The sequence below is a fragment of the Nocardia sp. NPDC058518 genome (genome assembly GCF_042719655.1).
Classification (GTDB): Bacteria; Actinomycetota; Actinomycetes; order Mycobacteriales; family Mycobacteriaceae; genus Nocardia.
In genome coordinates, this window is sequence record NZ_JBHXNJ010000037.1 from 39150 (window position 1) to 56090 (window position 16941).

The following is a 16941-nucleotide window of genomic DNA, read 5'->3' on the forward strand; positions in this document are numbered from 1 at the left end:
ACTCACCTTCTCTTGTTCTGTTCTGCTGTGGGGGTCCCTGGGGGGGGGGGGTGTGTGGCTCTGGGGGGCCCGCGGCCCCGCGGGCCGCCCCGGGACGCTGATGACGGTGGTGACCGCTGAGCGGATCGCCACGGCGGGCCAGGCGGTGCGTATCGCGGCTGAGCTGGCCGAGGTGTTCGCCGCGGGTGCCGCCGAACGTGATTTCTCGCGTCGGCTGCCGCATGAGGAGCTGGATCAGCTCTCGGCCAGTGGGTTGCTCGCGATCACGGTGCCTGCCGAGTTCGGTGGGGCCGATCTGCCGCCGAGCGTGGTCGCCGAGGTGGTGCGGATCCTGGCCGCGGCCGATCCGAATATCGCGCAGGTGCCGCACAGTCACTTCGTGTATCTGAACCTGTTGCGGCTGGCGGGAACTCGGGCTCAGCGACGGGACTACTTCGGCAAGGTGCTCGCGGGGGCGCGGATCGCCAACGCACAATCCGAACGTGGTGGGGCGACGGTTGCCGACATCTCGACGGTACTGCGGCTGGTCGACGATACGAGCGCGGGCAACGGCGAGCGCGAGCACGTCGTGCCGTCGCAGACCGATGCCGGTTCAGCGGGTATCGGGGCTCGGCGGTTTGTGGTCGAGGGGACGAAGTACTACTGCACGGGGTCGCTGTTCGCCGACGTGCTTGCGGTATTGACCAGACTCGATGACCCGCAGGCTATTTCGGGGCTGAAGCCCGGCGAGTATGTGGCTTTCGTGCCCGCGCTCGAGCCGGGAGTGCGGATTGTCGACGACTGGGATGCGCTGGGGCAGCGGACAACCGGGAGCGGGACGGTCGAGTTCGCCGGGGTTGTTGTCGGGCCCGAGCAGCTGGTCTCGCGGGCGTCCGCGGTGAACGCACCGACCGGGTACGGGGCGTTCGCGCAGCTCCTGCACGCCGCGATCGACGCGGGTATCGCGCGCGGTGCGCTGGCGGCGGCGGCCGAGTTCGTGCGCACGCGCAGTCGGCCGTGGTTCGAGGCCGAGGTCGCGCATGCGGCTGACGATCCGCTGGTCGCGCAACGGTTCGGGGAATTGGCTGTCGCCGTCGCGGCTGCCGAATCGACGCTGATCGTCGCGGGTGCGGCGGTGGACGCGGCGGTTCGGCCGGGGGCGGTGGCTGCCCAGGCGGTAGCGGAGAACGCGCATTCGGTGGCCTCTCTCGAAGGCGACGGCGCGCAGGCGTCGATCGCGGTCGCGACGGCCAAGATCCTTGCCGACCGTGCTGCGAACGAGGTATCCGCGGCGATATTCGAAGTGGGCGGCACCCGCAGCGCCGCGGCCGAACATCGACTCGACCACTTCTGGCGCAACGCGCGCACCCACACGCTGCACGACCCCGTTCGCTGGAAATACCAGCACATCGGGCGGGCCGTTCTGCACAACCGGCCGCCGCCGCTGCACGGCGTCATCTAGAACCACCACGCGAGACAAGGACATCCCATGACAGTGACGGTCGTCGTCGGTAACCCGAAACCCGCATCGCGCACCCTCGCCGCGGCCGTGCGGGTCGCGCGGGCACTGCGCCCCGACACCGAGCCCGCGGTGATCGACCTGGTCACCCTCGGGCCCGGCCTGCTCGGCTGGGGCGACCCGGCGGTGACGGCGGCCGCGCGCACCGTCGCGTCCTCCGAGCTCGTCGTGTTCGCCAGCCCGACCTTCAAGGCCACCTACACCGGACTGCTGAAACTGTTCCTCGAACAGTTCGACGGCGGTACCGGGCTGGCCGATGTGGTGACGGTGCCGGTGATGCTCGGCGCGGGTCCGGCGCACGCGCTGGCACCCGACCTGCTGCTCAAGCCCGTCCTGGTGGAGATCGGCGGCACCGCCGCGCTGCCAGGGCTCTACCTTTCCGACCGGACCTTCGGCGAGGACGGCGTCATCGAGGAATACGCGCGGCGATGGGGACCCGTCGTCGCGGCACTGACAGACCCGGCCGTCCGGCCGGTGGAGGCAACGAATCATGCATGAGCTCTTGGACTTTCCCGCCGACGGCAACGGCCTGCGCTGCGCCTTCGCCAACTTCCCCAGCGGCGTGGTCGCCGTGTGCGCCGAGATCGACGGCACCCCACACGGTTTGGCGGTGAGCACCTTCGTACCCGTCTCCCTCGACCCACCGCTCGTCTCGTTCTGCGTACAGAACTCCTCGTCGACCTGGCCCAAACTGGCAAGCGCGGGCCACCTCGGCCTGAGCCTGCTCGGCACCGACCAGCAAGCCGCGGCCAAAGCCCTCGGCGCCCGCAACGGCGACCGCTTCCGCGAAACCGCCCTCCACCGCGGCACCGGCGAGGCGGTATTCATCGACGGCGCCACAGCCTGGATCGAAGGAGTCCCGGAAACCCAGGTCACCGCAGGCGACCACCTAGTAGTAATCCTGCGCGTAAACCGCGTAGCCGCCCGCGAGGACATCGACCCACTGGTATTCCACGGCAGCAAGTTCCGCACCCTGCACGCGGGCTGACCCGCCGCGACGACGAAGGCCCCGGATCGGCTGATCCGGGGCCTTCGTCGTAAGAGCCGATGACGGGAATCGAACCCGCGCCATCTGCTTGGGAAGCAGAAGTTCTACCATTGAACTACATCGGCAAACTACACCAGCGGGGTACCACCAGTGCCAATCGCGACTGTAGCAGACGTTGCGTCGGGCTTGCCAGGAAACACTGCTCGATCGGGATGGGCGCCGAGCCCGGTTCGACTGCGGGTGTGGTGCCGGTCAGCCTGCCGAACCGGAGGGCAGCAGTGCCGAACCGGTGCCGGAGGATGGCTCGGTGATGTTGATGACGAGTGTCGATGTCGAGGTGCCCTGTTCGGCGATGACGGTGTAGGTGCCGAGGGCGGGTGCGCGCCACTCGATGAAAGCCGCGGAGCGGTTGGTGTAGCGGGCGTAGCGTGGGGCGCCGAGGTCGGTTCCGTTGATCGTGATGACCACTGGATCCTGATTGTCGGCGCCGATGAGGCGCGCGACGATCTCGCACTGCGCGCCTACGTAGTTGCAGGCTCGGGAGTACGGCTGTCCGGGGGTGGACGGACCGGTGACGTAGATGTCTTCGACGGTCGCGGATGCGGAAGCCGCGAACAGGCCCGGCCCCGTCAACGCGCACAGAACGGCAAGGCCCGATCCGATCTTTTTCATTCTCTGCGGGCATCCTTTCGGTCCCACCGTGGCACCTAGTGAAACTCTAGTGGTTCAGAGTTTCGTTGGTGGGACCGAATTCCCAGATCAGAGCCCTTTCGATGCCCCAAATGTTCGGGTCTTGCTGGGTCGCGCGCACGGCGTTGTGCGGATTCGGCAGCGTCTACACTGGGCCGGTGCTGCTCTCCGATCGTGACATCAGGGCCGAGATCGCCGCTGGGCGTCTCGGCGTCGAACCGATGCTCGAGTCGATGGTTCAGCCGTCGAGCATCGACGTGCGCCTCGACGGGCTGTTCCGGGTGTTCGACAACAGTCGCTACACCCATATCGATCCGGCGCAGCAGCAGGACGAGCTGACCAGCCTGGTGGAGCCGAAGCCGGGGGAGCCGTTCGTGCTGCACCCGGGGGAGTTCGTGCTCGGGTCCACGCTCGAGGTGTGCTCGCTGCCCGACGATCTGGCGGGGCGGCTGGAGGGCAAGTCGAGTCTCGGGCGGCTCGGGCTGCTCACGCATTCGACGGCGGGATTCATCGATCCGGGGTTCAGCGGGCACATCACCCTGGAGCTGTCGAACGTGGCGAATCTGCCGATCACGCTGTGGCCGGGGATGAAGATCGGGCAGCTGTGCCTGATCCGGCTGTCCAGCCCGGCCGAGCATCCGTACGGCAGCGCCAAAGCGGGGTCGAAGTATCAGGGTCAGCGGGGGCCGACGCCGTCGCGGTCGTACCTCAACTTTCCCCTCTCGCCCGATTCTCTGAGCGCGGTCGAGACCCGCTGAGGGCCTGACGCCACGGCGAGACTCAGCACCAGCGACAGCGCGGGCAGGGTGTCGCCGCCGCCGGTGGGCGGGCGCACCCAGTGACAGCCCTCGCGGCTCCAGCGGCCCAGATTGGTCGGCAGCATCACGGCGCTGCCGGTGCCGGGGATATCGATATCGAGCCCCGCGAGCTCGGCGGCCTCTTCCTCGGAGGGCCTGGCGTCGGGTACGGCGAGCACGCTCCAGCGGATCTGGCGTGCCAGCACCGGACCCTCGCAACGTTGCTCGCGTAGCGCCGTGAGCACCTTCTCGGCGCGCGTGGTCGGGAGATGCACCACGCAGAGCCGGTCGGTGATCGGCAGCATCACAAAGCCGCCGCGCTCGCGGACGGGTAGCCGGAATTCACGCTGGTAACAACGCACCCAGTCGTCGACAGTTCTGGCTTCCACGCTTCCAGAATCGCGCATGCGGGCGCGCGTGACCACTGCCCCGCACCGCCCTTTCACTGCCTCTGGCAACCGATTCCGCGAACTTGTGGTGTGTCTCACTGTCACGCTCGTACTCTGGAGGGAGTTGTCCGTCGGATGAGGTGACGCCGTGGTCGGGGAGTGGACAGGGAGAGAGGCCAGAGCTCTTCGCGATGCCAAACGAATGAGCATCCGGGAGTTCGCGGCTCATCTCGGTGTGCACGAACGGCTGGTGTCGAAATGGGAAGCCGGCGGGGTGCGGGTGCGCCCACGTCCGGTGAATCAGGCCGCGCTCGATACGTCACTGGCCCGGTCCGATGATGTTGTGCGCGCGCGATTCTCGACCCTGCTGGCGCCCGCGGGTGATGCTGACCTGCTCGCGTTCGTCGATGCGGGAACTGTCAAAGGTGCTGTGCCCGAGGTGTTGTCGGAGAGGGAGTTGATCATGGCGGCTGCGCACGAGGCCAGCGAACACGCGGCCGCCGCGGAGGGCACCAACGTGGGGGCAACGACGTTGGCCCAGCTCGACGCCGACGTCCGGCGCATCGCCAACGAATACGTCCATGCCGCACCCGCACCGATGATGGTGGAGATGCTGCGGGTGCGCAGGCGGGTGTATCGACTACTCGACGGGCAGCAGAAGCCGGTCGACACCAGCCACCTCTACCTGCTGGCCGGGACGTTGTCGGGGCTGCTGGCCAACGCGAGTACCGACCTGGGCTATCTCGACGCCGCGGGCGAACAGATCAGGGCCGCTTGGGCTTACGCGGAGCTGAGCGGGCACAACGGATTGCGCGCGTGGACGCGCGGCATGCACGCGCTGATCGAGAACTGGTCCGACCGGCCGCGCAACGCCGTCCAATTAGCGCGCAGCGGACAGGAATTCGCGGGGCCGGGACTCGGCCGGGTGCGGCTGCTCAATATCGAGGCAAGAGTGTGGGCGCGGCTCGGCAGCGACGCCGAGACCGACCGGTGCCTGCGCGCGGCCGAGGTGGCGGCCGGCGACCGCCGCGACGAACTGCACGACGAGATCGGCGGGGTGTTCGGTTTCGGCCCGCCCAAGGCCGCCTACTACGCGGGCGCCACCTGCATCCAGCTCGGCCGCGCCGAACAGGCACTGGCCGCCACCGAACGCGCCATCACCCTCTACTCGAGCGGTCCACCGTTACAACGCTCCTACGGCGCCGAATCGCTGGCCCGCGTCGACAACGCGGCCGCGCACCTCATCAACGGCAGCATCGACGGCGCCGCCGACGCCCTGCGTCCGGTCCTCGACCTCCCCGAGGACAAGCGCATCGCCCAGCTGAGCGAACGCCTCGTTGGCCTGCGCCGCCGCATCGCCGCCCCGACCTATCGGGACGCGGTGGAAGCGCGCGGCCTCGACGAACGCATCGAAGAATTCTGTGTCGCGACCGCGGCCTTGGCCACCCACCCGCGACCGTAGAGGGCTGTCACCAGGGCACAAGGCGACCGCGCGCCCAAATAAGGTTGCACAGGATGGCAACATGGGACCGGTGAGTCCTCAATTGCCGCATGTGCCCCCGCGCGTTCTCGAGCAGTCGACCAAACTGCAGAACGTGGTCTACGAGATCCGTGGGCCGGTTCACGCACAGGCAGCACGCCTGGAGGCCGAGGGCCACCGCATTCTCAAGCTCAATATCGGCAACCCGGCGCCCTTCGGCTTCGAGGCGCCCGATGTGATCATGCGCGACATCATCGCCGCCCTGCCGTATGCCCAGGGGTACTCCGAGTCCAAGGGCATCCTGTCGGCGCGGCGCGCGATCGTGACCAGGTACGAGCTGGTGCCGGGCTTCCCCGAGCTCGATGTGGACGATGTCTACCTCGGCAACGGAGTGTCCGAGCTGATCACCGTCACCATGCAGGCCCTGCTCGACAACGGCGACGAGGTGCTGATCCCGGCGCCCGACTACCCGCTGTGGACGGCCATGACCAGCCTGGCCGGCGGTACTCCGGTGCACTACCTGTGCGACGAGGAGAACGGCTGGCAGCCCGATATCGCCGATATCGAATCCAAGATCACCGACAAGACCAAGGCCCTGCTGGTGATCAACCCGAACAATCCGACGGGTGCGGTGTACTCGGCGGAGGTGTTGCAGCAGATCGTCGACCTGGCGCGCAAGCATCGGTTGCTGCTGCTGGCCGACGAGATCTACGACAAGATCCTCTACGACGACGCCAAGCACATCTCGCTGGCCTCGCTCGCCCCCGACCTGCTGTGCCTGACGTTCAACGGGCTGTCGAAGGCGTATCGGGTGGCCGGTTACCGCTCGGGCTGGCTCGCGATCACCGGGCCGAAGGAGCACGCGGCCGGTTTCCTCGAGGGCATCGATCTGCTCGCGTCCTCGCGACTGTGCCCGAACGTGCCCGCTCAGCACGCCATTCAGGTGGCGCTCGGCGGACATCAGAGCATCGAGGACCTGATCCTGCCCGGTGGGCGGCTGCTCGAGCAGCGCGATGTGGCGTGGGAGCGGCTCAACATGATCCCCGGTGTGTCGTGCGTGAAGCCGCGTGGCGCGCTGTACGCGTTCCCGCGGCTGGACCCGAATGTGCACGAGATCCACGACGACGGAAAGCTCGTGCTGGATCTGCTGCTGCAGGAGAAGATCTTGATGGTGCAGGGGACCGGCTTCAACTGGCCGGCGAACGACCATCTGCGGATCGTGACCCTGCCGTGGGCGCGCGATCTGGCCGTGGCGATCGAGCGGTTCGGCAACTTCCTCGCCAGCTACCGACAGTAGAGCTACAGTCGGAGCTCACTTGTCAGGGCTTTGACCAGTGAGTTTAGGGACTCTCGTCAGGATGCCCATCTTGGTATGGCAGGTAAAACAGACTGAGAGTTCGGAATGTTGGATGTTTTGAAGATCTACTAGTGCAAAAGTCCATCTTTTGTGTACAGTAGACCTCGGCGCTTCGGCGCCCTGGCCCGGTTGTCTACCCCCCCTGGACAACCGAGAGCCTTAGGTACGCGCGCCTACCCCCCTGGGCGCCTGCCTCCGGCGGCGGAGACACCCCCCTGCTCTCCGCCGCCCACAAACCCGCCTCCCCGGGTCTAGGCCAGACCTAGACCCGGGGAGGTTTTTGTATGCGGCGGGGGTTCTGATGTGGGCCCAGTTTGCTCGTTCCCGGGGAGTTACCCATGTTCTTGCGAGATCTGGTGTTGCGGGGGTGTTATTGAAAACGAAGTCCTTTAAGCTTCGGGCCGTGAGCGAGCATCATCATCACCATCACGACCATTCCGGGCCGATTGCCATCAGTGACACCGCAGCCAAGGTTGTTGTCGGGTTGTTGGCGATCATCGGGGCGGTGGTGCTGGTCGCGACGGTGATCTTGTGGCCGAGTGCGCAGCACGTCGAGATTCCGTTGCCGATGCAGACCATGACCGGTGAGGCGGTGCAGACCGAGGCCGGAACCGTTGTCATGCAGGACATCGGTCCCTGCGGGAGTCCGTCGAACGGGAAGGTGTTCGCGGACACGCCGCAACCGCCGCGGACCGCCTCCTACACGTGTCAGCGCAGCATCATCGAGCTCAGGTCGGGGCCCGACGAGGGTAAGAAGACGCTGTTCGAGATCGCGCCGGGGCCGGGGCAGCCCGATCTGCGGGCGGGCGACAACATTCGGGTGGTGCGGGCCGCTGATCCGGCGGGGGTCACCATGTACGCGTTCGAGGACTACTCGCGCGGGCTGCCGTTGGCCTTGATCGTGCTCGCGTTCGTCGTGGTGATCTGTGTGGTCGCGCGGTGGCGAGGGTTCCGGGCACTCGTCGGGTTGTGCTTCGCGTTCGGTGTGGTGGTGATGTTCCTGCTGCCCGCGCTGCTCGACGGGAAGTCGGCGATTCCGGTCGCGCTGGTGTCGGGGGCGCTGATTCTCTACGTGGTGCTGTACCTCGCGCACGGGGTGAATCTGCGGACCAGTTCGGCGTTGCTCGGGACGCTCGCGTCGATGGTGGTGGCCGCGGTGCTGTCGTGGCTGGCTATCGAGGCCACCCATCTCACGGGGTTGTCCGAGGAACAGAACACCAACGTGGCGACCTACATCCAGCACGTGAGCATCACCGGGTTGCTGCTGGCGGGGTTCATCATCGGCTCGCTCGGTGTGCTCAACGACGTGACCATCACCCAGGCTTCGGCGGCCTTCGAACTCGCCGCGCTCGACGAAGGCGCGACGCGGCGGGAGATCTTCACCGCGGCCATGCGGGTCGGGCGCGACCACATCGCCAGCACCGTCTACACGCTCGTGCTCGCCTATGCCGGTGGGGCGCTGCCGTTGCTGCTGCTGTTCAGCGTGGCGGGGCGCTCGATCACCGATGTGCTGACGGGTGACGCGGTGGCCATCGAGATCACGCGATCGGCGGTGGGTGGCATCGCGCTGGCGTTGTCGGTGCCGTTGACGACGGCGATCGCGGTGATGCTGGCACGGCCCTTCGGGTCGAAGCAGGCAGCGGTGGCGCCCGCGCGCGCCAGACACGCCCGGAACTGAACCGGGCAGGTCTTCGAATCGAGCGGTTACTGACCGGCGGGTGGGAAGCCGGGCAGGACAACCGGGGGCAGGGTCGGCAGGACGACCGGGGGGAGCCCAGGGACCACGGTGAAGGTGTTGGGGCCCTGGGCGGGCGGCGCGGTGGTGGTTACCTCCGCTTGCCGCGGATTCACCGGTGGCGCGGCCACGGTTTCGTGCTGGGCCTCGGTGGTCGCGACCGGAGCCGTCGACGGGCCGACGACGCTGGGGCGTGGCGGGGTCGACGCGGGGACGGCTTGCGAACCGTCACTCGACGAACCGCGCTCGAGCACTTCGGGGCCGTAGCCGAGGCCGAGGCCGATCGCGGCGACGACCACCAGCGAACTCACCGTCAGCACCGCCACATTCAGTTCCCGGCGGGAATGAGCGCGATTGGTGAGCGCGCTGAGCGGACGGCGGCCGCGGGTGGGTGCGGTGAGCCAGGCGGGGGTCGTGTCGTCGTGTTCGCCCATCGGGATCGGCGCCGGGGCGACCGGCGCCTGCTGGACCTGGGCGGGCCGGGCGAGCAACGCGGCACCGCGGGCCAGCGCGGTCTCCGGCTCGGCGGGCACGATCACCGGCACGCCGATCGTGCGCTCGAGCACGCGCGCGATCAACGGAATCCGGGCGCCACCACCGAGAACCATCACCGCCTGCACCGGATGTTGCGCGCGGATGATGACATCGCGGGTCATCCGGGCCGACGACTCGATCGCCAGCATCATCAGCGCTTCGAAATTCTCCTGCGTGAGCAGCACCAGGCCCTGTTCGCTGGGTAGCGCCACCGCATTGCTGTTGGACAGCTGCTCCTTGGCAGCCCGGCACAGCGCGTCGAGTGCGGCCAGGCCCGCCGGGTCGGCCGGATGCGCGATCCGGCCCGAGGCGATCTGCTGCTCCCTGATCAGCGAATCCAGGTAGTCGCCGCTGATGTCGCTGATCCGCTCGCACTGGTACACATCGCTGGTGCGGGCGTTGATCACGCTCACCGTGAGACCCGAACTGCCCAGGTCGTACACGGCCAGCGTGGACACTTCGCGCATATCGCTGGTGGCGTGGGCGAAGTGCACGGCGGCAACGGCTTCGGGAACGAGCTGGTAGTTGGTGAGCTGGCGCCTGGCCATCGCGGCGCGGACCGCCCTGGCCTGCGGATCGCTGCGGAAGGTGATGGTGGTGGCGACGACCTCCGGCGTGGCGGCCAGCGTGGCGGCGATCGCGTCGGCGGCGAACTCCTCGGCCCGCTGTTCGGGCATCGAGATGGATTGCAGCTCGAATGAATACGCCGGGACAGAACCGTGCGGGCCGCCGTGCTGCGGACGCGCGAGGCGCACCGTCCCGGCCCCCACCGATACTCCCAGAACCGAACTCATCCGCTGCCCATCTCGTCCGTGCTGCACGAAATTCGCCCAGCCCCCGCTTGGCTCGCTACTCTACGGGGTCCCGAGTCCGGCGTACACCCACCCGGCTTGACGCCAGGCGGTGCTGTCCAAGCAGTTGCGACCGTCGATGATCGAACGGGAACGTACCACCGGGTCCAGGTCGGCCGGAGTCAAAGCGGTGAATTCGTTCCATTCGGTAAGTACCAGCACCACATCGGCGCGATCACAGGCCTCCGAGACCGAGGTGGCGTAGTTCAGCGTGGGGAACACGCGGCGCGAATTCTCCACTGCTTTGGGGTCGTACACGGTGACGACGGCGCCGTGCAGCTGGATCATGCCCGCCACATTCAGGGCGGGCGAATCGCGCACATCGTCGGATTCGGGCTTGAAGGCCGCGCCGAGGACCGCCACATTCGCGCCGAGCAGGGAACCACCGCAGGCGCGGGCGGCCATGTCGACGACCTTGGTGCGGCGGCGCATATTGATGTTGTCGACCTCGCGCAGGAACGCGACGGCGTGATCGGCGCCGAGTTCGCCCGAGCGGGCCATGAAGGCGCGGATGTCCTTGGGTAAGCAGCCGCCACCGAAACCCAGTCCGGCATTGAGGAAGCGGCGGCCGATGCGGGCGTCGTAGCCGAGTGCGTCGGCCAGCATGGTGACGTCAGCGCCGGTGGCCTCACAGACCTCCGAGACGGCGTTGATGAACGAGATCTTGGTCGCCAGAAAGGCATTCGCCGAGACCTTCACCAACTCGGCGGTGGCCAGATCGGTGAGCAGGAAGGGGATCTCGGCGGCGATGAGGTCGGCGTAGATCTCGCGGATGTGCTGCTCGACCCAGGACGAACGTTCGCGGGCATGGTCGAGACCGAGGACGAGGCGGTCGGGGCGCAGGGTGTCCTGCACCGCGAAACCCTCGCGCAGGAACTCGGGGTTCCAGGCGACCTCCACCTCGACATTCGCCTGCTCGCGGGCCCGAATGCCGAGCGCGGCGGCGGTTCCCACCGGCACCGTGGACTTGCCGACGATCATCGCCGGGCGTTCCAGCATCGGGGCGAGCGTGTCGACCACCGCGTGAACGTATTTCAGATCGGCGCCGTACTCGCCCTTCTTCTGCGGTGTTCCGACGCCGAGGAAGTGGACGTCGGCGTGGGCCGCGGCGTCGGAGTAGTCGGTGGTGAACCGCAGGCGGCCGGCGGCGAGGTTGCGCTGCAGCACTTCCTCTAGCCCCGGCTCGTAGAACGGCACCACACCATCGGCCAGCTTGGCCACCTTGCCGGGATCGACGTCCACCCCGACCACGTCGTGTCCCAACTCGGCCATACACGCTGCATGCGTGGCTCCGAGGTACCCCGTTCCGAAGACTGTGCATCGCATACTTCTGTTGGTAAGCGGCGCGCGTGGCTACGCCGCGTCAGCGAGGCAAGAGGGGGCGCAACATCTGGTGTACAGGGGGAAACGCTGGCTGAGGTGAGCGGCGCGCGGGGCTCTCACCTGCGGGAATACGATAGCTGGTCGGTGCACGGTTCGGATCGTCGGCCTGCACCGGCGAGAATCGCACGAATATCGCGGATGGAGCATTGACTGTGCGTCGGGTCCTGGTCGCCACGGGTGGATTGCTGGTCGTGGTGTTGATCGCGGTGGTCGCGCTGTGGCCGGTGTACGTGCGGCCGCGCACGGATACCCCGCAGACCGCCGACGCGATTCTCGTCCTCGGTGGGGCGCACGACGGCCGCGAACAACTCGGTCTGCGGCTGGCCGCGCAGGGGTACGCGCCCCGCGTCCTGATCTCCAACCCCTACGACCACAGCCCGATGGTGAATCGAATCTGCCACGGGGGCTACAGCTTCGAGGTCATCTGTTTCGACCCCGACCCCCGCACCACTCTCGGCGAAGGCCGCGAACTGGCGCGCCTCGGTGCCGGTTGGGACCGGGTCATCGTGGTCACCTTCACCCCGCACATCTCCCGCGCCCGCTACATCCTCGGACAATGCTGGGACGGCGACTTGCTGTTCGCCGACCCCGAACCACATCTCTCGCCGGCCCGCTGGGCGTGGGACTACACCTATCAGTCGGCGGGGTTCGTGAAGGCTTGGTTCGCCGATTGCTGAAGGGGCCGTAGTCGCCGAACGCGTAAGGCCCCGCTCCGAAGAGGAGCGGGGCCTTAGCGGAGAAACCGTTGGGGCGTAAGCCCTATCAGTTGGCCGGAGCGAGCTCAGGAGCCGGGGCCGCGACGGCCTTCGGCTTGTCGGCCCACACAGTGGTGCCGTCCGCAGCCTGCAAGACGTTGAGCAGCTCGAAGCCGGCAACCATCATGGTCGGACCACCAATGGCGATCATGCCGAGCACTCCACCGACTGCGGCACCCGTGCCGAAGCCAGGGACGCAACCAACAACCGGAAGAACGAAGAAGCCGATGGCGCAGCCCGCGATGGCGCCGATAGCCGTACCGACGAACGTACCGATGGCGGTGCCGATGCTGAACTTGCCGGCGAAGTCATTGATCGCCTTCTGGTTCTCCTGAGCCGAGGCGATCTCCTGCCCCTTCAGGACGGGCTTGACCGCGACCGGATTGGCCGCCACATCGACACCCTTAGGCTTCTCCGGGGTCAGCGAGAGGACCGTGGAGTCCTCGGCAACCTTGACAGCCGTCGGGATCTCCGCGCCGTTGATCGCGAAGGCGATTGGCAGCGCCACGACGACGCCACCCCGGGAGTCCTTGATCTCGGCGATCTTGGTCTTGGGCGCCTCGGGTGTCGCGCCATCCTGCTCGACGATCGAGAAGGTGCCGTTCTTCACGGTGGCGACGACAGTCTTGTCGACCAGCTTGACCGAGTACTTGATGTCCTGCGGTGCCTCTTCGGCATGAGCAGTGCCCATGGCAACGGTCATCGCCCCGATAACCAGCGCGGCAGCCGCAGTGGTCTTACGGAAGTTCATTCAGGTTCCAATCCATCAGGTGTGGTGCGGCGTGCGATCGAGCAACACGCGAGATCTCGTCAAGCAGGGCATCCCTATGAGATGTCCCCTACTTCTCCCCGAGCAGTGTGAAGACCGGCACAGCATGCAGAACAGCTGGAGCCTAATGGACCGAATCCCCTGAGACCAGAAGGAATTTCGGTGGGGTTAGTAAGCCTGACCTTAGCTTCACCGCAGTTCACGCACGGTTTACGGTGTTCAACAGGCGTTACGGGAACCCCGTAGCAAACAATTTTGTGATATTGCTCACAGGCAAACCACAGGTCAAGTCCCAGTAAACAAGGTCAGAGCACAAAAGCCGATCCTACGGTGGACGGCTGTAGTTACTGGCCGGTAACTTAGTGGCAGTTACGATACGAGCAATCGGGTGAGGTCTCCTCGCTCAGACCCTCGTGTTGCCTCGAAAGAAAGGTCGCGACATGAATGCCCTGACTATCACGTTGGGCACGATTGGAGCTGTGCTCAGCCTGTTCTGTTGGGCGTCGTTTATCGGCGGCGCATGGAACATCGGCAAGGCCATCACCATCGGCCAGACGGCCCCCGATCGTTGGCGACCGTTCTTCCCACGGTTCAAGAACATGTTCATCGAGGTCGCGGCCCATACGCGGATGAACAAGTTCCGCACCGTCGGCTGGGCGCACTGGCTGGTCATGACCGGCTTCATCCTCGGCGCGATCCTGTGGTTCGAGGCCTACGGCCAGACCTTCGACGGCTCGTTCCACTGGCCGATCATCGGCAACTGGGCGATCTACCACCTGACCGACGAGATCCTCGGCATCGGCACCGTGATCGGTATCGGCGCGCTGATCATCATCCGTCAGCTGAACCACCCGCGGATTCCCGCGCGCCTGTCGCGTTTCACCGGCTCCAAGATGGCGCCCGCCTATGTCATCGAGACGATCGTCTTGATGGAGGGCCTCGGCATGATCTTCGTCAAGGCGGGCAAGATCGCCACCTACGGGCACGGGCACGCCTCCACCGACTTCTTCACCATGCAGATCGCCAAGCTGCTGCCCGCGAGCCCGACCATGGTGTCGATCTTCGCGTTCGTCAAGCTGATGTCGGGCATGGCCTTCCTCTACCTGGTCGGCCGAAACATCACGTGGGGCGTGGCCTGGCACCGCTTCTCGGCCTTCTTCAACATCTACTTCAAGCGCGAGGCCGACGGCAGCGTCGCCCTCGGTGCGGCCGCGCCGATGATCTCCAACGGCAAGGTTCTCGACATGGAGAACGTCGACCCCGAGGTCGACACCCTGGGTGCGGGCCGCATGGAGGACTTCTCCTGGAAGGGCTGGCTCGACTTCACCACCTGCACCGAGTGCGGTCGCTGCCAGTCGCAGTGCCCCGCCTGGAACACCGGTAAGCCGCTCTCGCCGAAGCTGCTGATCATGTCGCTGCGCGACCACGGTTACGCCGCCGCCCCGTACCTGCTGGCCGGTGGCCGCAAGGACGCCGGTGGTGACGAGGTCGGCCTGGTCGACGCCGATGGCAAGCCCGATGAGGCCGCGCTGGCCAAGATCCCCGCGGCCGCTCGTGCCGAAGCCGATCGTCCGCTGGTCGGCGGCGAGGACATCGGCGGGATCATCGATCCCGAGGTGTTGTGGTCGTGCACGACCTGTGGTGCGTGTGTCGAGCAGTGCCCGGTCGATATCGAGCATGTCGACCACATCATCGATATGCGCCGCTACCAGGTGCTGATCGAGTCGGAGTTCCCCTCCGAGCTGGCGGGTCTGTTCAAGAACCTCGAGAACAAGGGCAACCCGTGGGGTCAGAACTCCAAAGACCGGTTGAACTGGATCAAGGAAGTCGATTTCGACATCCCGGTCTTCGGTAAGGACGCCGACAGCTTCGACGGGTACGAGTACCTGTTCTGGGTCGGTTGCGCCGGCGCCTACGAAGACCGCGCGAAGAAGACCACCAAGGCAGTCGCCGAGCTCCTCGCGACCGCGGGGACCAAGTTCATGGTCTTGGGTGCGGAAGAGACCTGTACCGGTGACTCGGCGCGGCGTGCGGGTAACGAGTTCTTGTTCCAGCAGTTGGCGTTGCAGAACATCGAGGTCATCAACTCGGTGTTCGAGGGTGTCGAGCAGTCCAAGAAGAAGATCGTCGTCACCTGCGCGCATTGCTTCAACACGCTCAACAACGAGTACCCGCAGGTCGGTGGCACCTATGAGGTGGTCCACCACACCCAGTTGCTGAACCGGCTCGTGCGCCAGAAGCAGCTGGTCCCGGTCGCGACGGTGTCGCAGAACATCACCTACCACGACCCCTGCTATCTGGGTCGGCACAACAAGGTCTACGACGCACCGCGTGAGCTGATGGAAGCGTCGGGTTCGAATCTGATCGAGATGCCGCGCCACGGCGAACGTTCCATGTGCTGTGGTGCCGGTGGTGCTCGGATGTGGATGGAAGAGCAGCTCGGCAAGCGCATCAACGTCGACCGGGTCGATGAAGCTCTGTCGACGAATCCGACCAAGATCGCGACGGGTTGCCCGTTCTGTCGGGTCATGCTCAACGATGGTGTGACCGCTCGTCAGGAGCAGGGTCAGGGCGAGGGTGTCGAGGTCGTCGATGTCTCGCAGTTGATGTTGGACTCGATCACTCGTATCGATGCTGCTGAGTTGTCGGCGAATCTGGTTGTCGTCCAGGAGCCCAAGGCTGAGCCCGAACCCGAGGTGGAACCGGAGCCGGTGGCCGAGGTCGCCGCTGCGGCCGCGCCGAAGGCTGCTCCTACAGGTGGCGGCCTGGGCATGAAGGGCGCTGCCAAGGCTCCCGGTGGTGGTCTGGGTATGAAGGGTGCCGTGAAGGCTCCCGGTGGTGGGCTCGGCATGAAGGGCGCTGCCAAGGCGCCGGGTGCGAAGGCCTCCGCTGAAGCTGCCCCCGCTGCCGAAACCACCGCGGCCGCTCCGGCCAAGGGTCTCGGTATGAAGGGTGGAGCGAAAGCTCCCGGTGGCGGGCTCGGTATGAAGGGTGCTGCCAAGGCTCCTGCGGCTGAAGCGGCCCCCGCCGCCGAAGCCGCGGCTCCCGCGGTCAAGGGCCTTGGTATGAAGGGTGGGGCGAAGGCTCCCGGTGGTGGCCTCGGCATGAAGGGTGGGGCGAAGGCGCCCGGCGCGAAGGCTCCGGCCGCTCCCGCCGCGGAAACCCCTGCCGCCGAAGCCGCTCCCGCACCGGCCGCCGCGCCGGTCAAGGGCCTCGGTATGAAGGGCAAGGCGAAGGCGCCGGGCGCCAAGGCAGCTCCGACCGCAGCGGCCCCCGACGCACCGGCAGCTCCGGCAGCTCCGGCAGCAGAGGCGGCTCCTGTGGAAGCTCCTGTCGCCCCCGAGGTCTCGGCCCCCGCCGAGTCCAAGCCCTCGGTGCCCGCCAAGGGGCTGGCCATGAAGTCGGGCCTGAAGCGCCCCGGCCCGAAGGCTCCCGGCACCGCTGCGGCACCTGCTGCGACCCCGGCACCTGCCGCGGAACCTGCACCCGCAGCCCCGGCCGAATCCGCGACGGCGGAACCGGAAGCCCCCGCGGCGGAGTCGGCCACCCAGGCCGAGCCGACCAACGGCAACGGCACCTCGGTAGCTCCGCCGACCGCCAAGCCCGGCGGCCTCGGCTTCAAGTCCGGTGCGAAGTCCCCAGGTCGCAAGAACTAGCAACTGAACACGAACACCCAGTGAGGCGGGGGGGGGGTGGGGGGGGGCTCGTCGGGGTG

General features: G+C 66.9%; 14 protein-coding genes and 1 tRNA gene. 9 read left to right on the forward strand and 6 right to left on the reverse strand.

All coding sequences use genetic code 11. The annotated features are described in order from the left end of the window. Positions 1-100: 100 nt before the first annotated feature. From ACFWPX_RS35645 to ACFWPX_RS35655, 3 genes are read left to right on the forward strand one after another with little or no spacing between them, the layout of a single operon-like run. Positions 101-1441, forward strand: coding sequence for an acyl-CoA dehydrogenase family protein (locus ACFWPX_RS35645; RefSeq protein WP_378933111.1), 1341 nt, complete (start codon positions 101-103; stop codon positions 1439-1441). A gap of 27 nt (positions 1442-1468) precedes the next feature. Then, positions 1469-1996 (forward strand): NADPH-dependent FMN reductase, encoded by a 528-nt coding sequence (locus ACFWPX_RS35650; protein WP_378933114.1) that lies wholly within the window; start codon positions 1469-1471, stop codon positions 1994-1996. After that, on the forward strand, positions 1989-2486 hold the full coding sequence (locus ACFWPX_RS35655; protein ID WP_378933117.1) for a flavin reductase family protein: 498 nt from the start codon (positions 1989-1991) through the stop codon (positions 2484-2486). Before ACFWPX_RS35650 ends, ACFWPX_RS35655 begins: the two co-directional genes overlap by 8 nt. Positions 2487-2540: 54 nt before the next feature. Here the strand turns inward: ACFWPX_RS35655 and ACFWPX_RS35660 are convergent. Further along, positions 2541-2611: transfer RNA gene (locus tag ACFWPX_RS35660), tRNA-Gly, on the reverse strand. A 127-nt stretch (positions 2612-2738) separates the two neighbouring features. Next, positions 2739-3158: a transposase family protein gene (locus tag ACFWPX_RS35665; protein WP_378933120.1), complete on the reverse strand. Its 420-nt coding sequence runs from the start codon at positions 3156-3158 to the stop codon at positions 2739-2741. 176 nt (positions 3159-3334) lie between these two features. Between ACFWPX_RS35665 and dcd the strand changes: the two genes are divergently transcribed. Next, entirely contained in the window at positions 3335-3934 is a 600-nt protein-coding gene (dcd, locus tag ACFWPX_RS35670) for a dCTP deaminase (protein ID WP_067455312.1), read from the forward strand. Here dcd and ACFWPX_RS35675 read toward each other — a convergent pair. Beyond that, the gene (locus tag ACFWPX_RS35675) at positions 3853-4362 is read right to left on the reverse strand and encodes a hypothetical protein (RefSeq protein WP_378933123.1); all 510 of its coding nucleotides are present in this window, start codon (positions 4360-4362) and stop codon (positions 3853-3855) included. The genes dcd and ACFWPX_RS35675 overlap by 82 nt on opposite strands. Before the next feature lie 202 nt (positions 4363-4564). On the opposite strand from ACFWPX_RS35675, the gene ACFWPX_RS35680 reads away from it, so the two are divergent. The 3 genes from ACFWPX_RS35680 (at position 4565) to ACFWPX_RS35690 (ending at position 8877) form a co-directional block, all read left to right on the forward strand. After that, on the forward strand, positions 4565-5824 hold the full coding sequence (locus ACFWPX_RS35680; RefSeq protein WP_378920311.1) for a helix-turn-helix domain-containing protein: 1260 nt from the start codon (positions 4565-4567) through the stop codon (positions 5822-5824). Between the two features lie 61 nt (positions 5825-5885). Then, a complete protein-coding gene (locus ACFWPX_RS35685) occupies positions 5886-7139 on the forward strand; it encodes a pyridoxal phosphate-dependent aminotransferase (protein ID WP_378920310.1) in 1254 nt (417 codons plus the stop codon). Positions 7140-7602: 463 nt separating this feature from the next. After that, complete coding sequence (locus ACFWPX_RS35690; protein ID WP_378933126.1) at positions 7603-8877, forward strand: YibE/F family protein; 1275 nt, start codon at positions 7603-7605, stop codon at positions 8875-8877. Between the two features lie 26 nt (positions 8878-8903). On the opposite strand, the gene ACFWPX_RS35695 is transcribed toward ACFWPX_RS35690, so the two are convergent. After that, entirely contained in the window at positions 8904-10262 is a 1359-nt protein-coding gene (locus ACFWPX_RS35695) for an Hsp70 family protein (RefSeq protein ID WP_378920307.1), read from the reverse strand. A 60-nt stretch (positions 10263-10322) separates the two neighbouring features. After that, positions 10323-11645, reverse strand: coding sequence for a UDP-glucose dehydrogenase family protein (locus ACFWPX_RS35700; RefSeq protein WP_378920305.1), 1323 nt, complete (start codon positions 11643-11645; stop codon positions 10323-10325). A 209-nt stretch (positions 11646-11854) separates the two neighbouring features. On the opposite strand from ACFWPX_RS35700, the gene ACFWPX_RS35705 reads away from it, so the two are divergent. After that, positions 11855-12379: a YdcF family protein gene (locus ACFWPX_RS35705; protein WP_378933144.1), complete on the forward strand. Its 525-nt coding sequence runs from the start codon at positions 11855-11857 to the stop codon at positions 12377-12379. A gap of 85 nt (positions 12380-12464) precedes the next feature. Here the strand turns inward: ACFWPX_RS35705 and ACFWPX_RS35710 are convergent, their stop codons facing one another. After that, positions 12465-13160 (reverse strand): hypothetical protein, encoded by a 696-nt coding sequence (locus ACFWPX_RS35710; protein ID WP_378933129.1) that lies wholly within the window; start codon positions 13158-13160, stop codon positions 12465-12467. A 506-nt stretch (positions 13161-13666) separates the two neighbouring features. Between ACFWPX_RS35710 and ACFWPX_RS35715 the strand changes: the two genes are divergently transcribed. Beyond that, entirely contained in the window at positions 13667-16882 is a 3216-nt protein-coding gene (locus ACFWPX_RS35715; RefSeq protein ID WP_378933133.1) for a (Fe-S)-binding protein, read from the forward strand. The last annotated feature ends 59 nt before the right edge of the window (positions 16883-16941 follow it).

Coding starts and splice junctions, on each gene's coding strand:
- ACFWPX_RS35665 (WP_378933120.1), bottom strand. CDS start 3,158: ATGAAAAAGATCGGATCGGGCCTTGCCGTTCTGTGCGCGTTGACGGGG.
- ACFWPX_RS35655 (WP_378933117.1), top strand. CDS start 1,989: ATGCATGAGCTCTTGGACTTTCCCGCCGACGGCAACGGCCTGCGCTGC.
- ACFWPX_RS35645 (WP_378933111.1), top strand. CDS start 101: ATGACGGTGGTGACCGCTGAGCGGATCGCCACGGCGGGCCAGGCGGTG.
- ACFWPX_RS35685 (WP_378920310.1), top strand. CDS start 5,886: ATGGGACCGGTGAGTCCTCAATTGCCGCATGTGCCCCCGCGCGTTCTC.
- ACFWPX_RS35695 (WP_378920307.1), bottom strand. CDS start 10,262: ATGAGTTCGGTTCTGGGAGTATCGGTGGGGGCCGGGACGGTGCGCCTC.
- ACFWPX_RS35710 (WP_378933129.1), bottom strand. CDS start 13,160: ATGACCGTTGCCATGGGCACTGCTCATGCCGAAGAGGCACCGCAGGAC.
- ACFWPX_RS35715 (WP_378933133.1), top strand. CDS start 13,667: ATGAATGCCCTGACTATCACGTTGGGCACGATTGGAGCTGTGCTCAGC.
- ACFWPX_RS35700 (WP_378920305.1), bottom strand. CDS start 11,645: ATGCGATGCACAGTCTTCGGAACGGGGTACCTCGGAGCCACGCATGCA.
- ACFWPX_RS35650 (WP_378933114.1), top strand. CDS start 1,469: ATGACAGTGACGGTCGTCGTCGGTAACCCGAAACCCGCATCGCGCACC.
- ACFWPX_RS35680 (WP_378920311.1), top strand. CDS start 4,565: ATGAGCATCCGGGAGTTCGCGGCTCATCTCGGTGTGCACGAACGGCTG.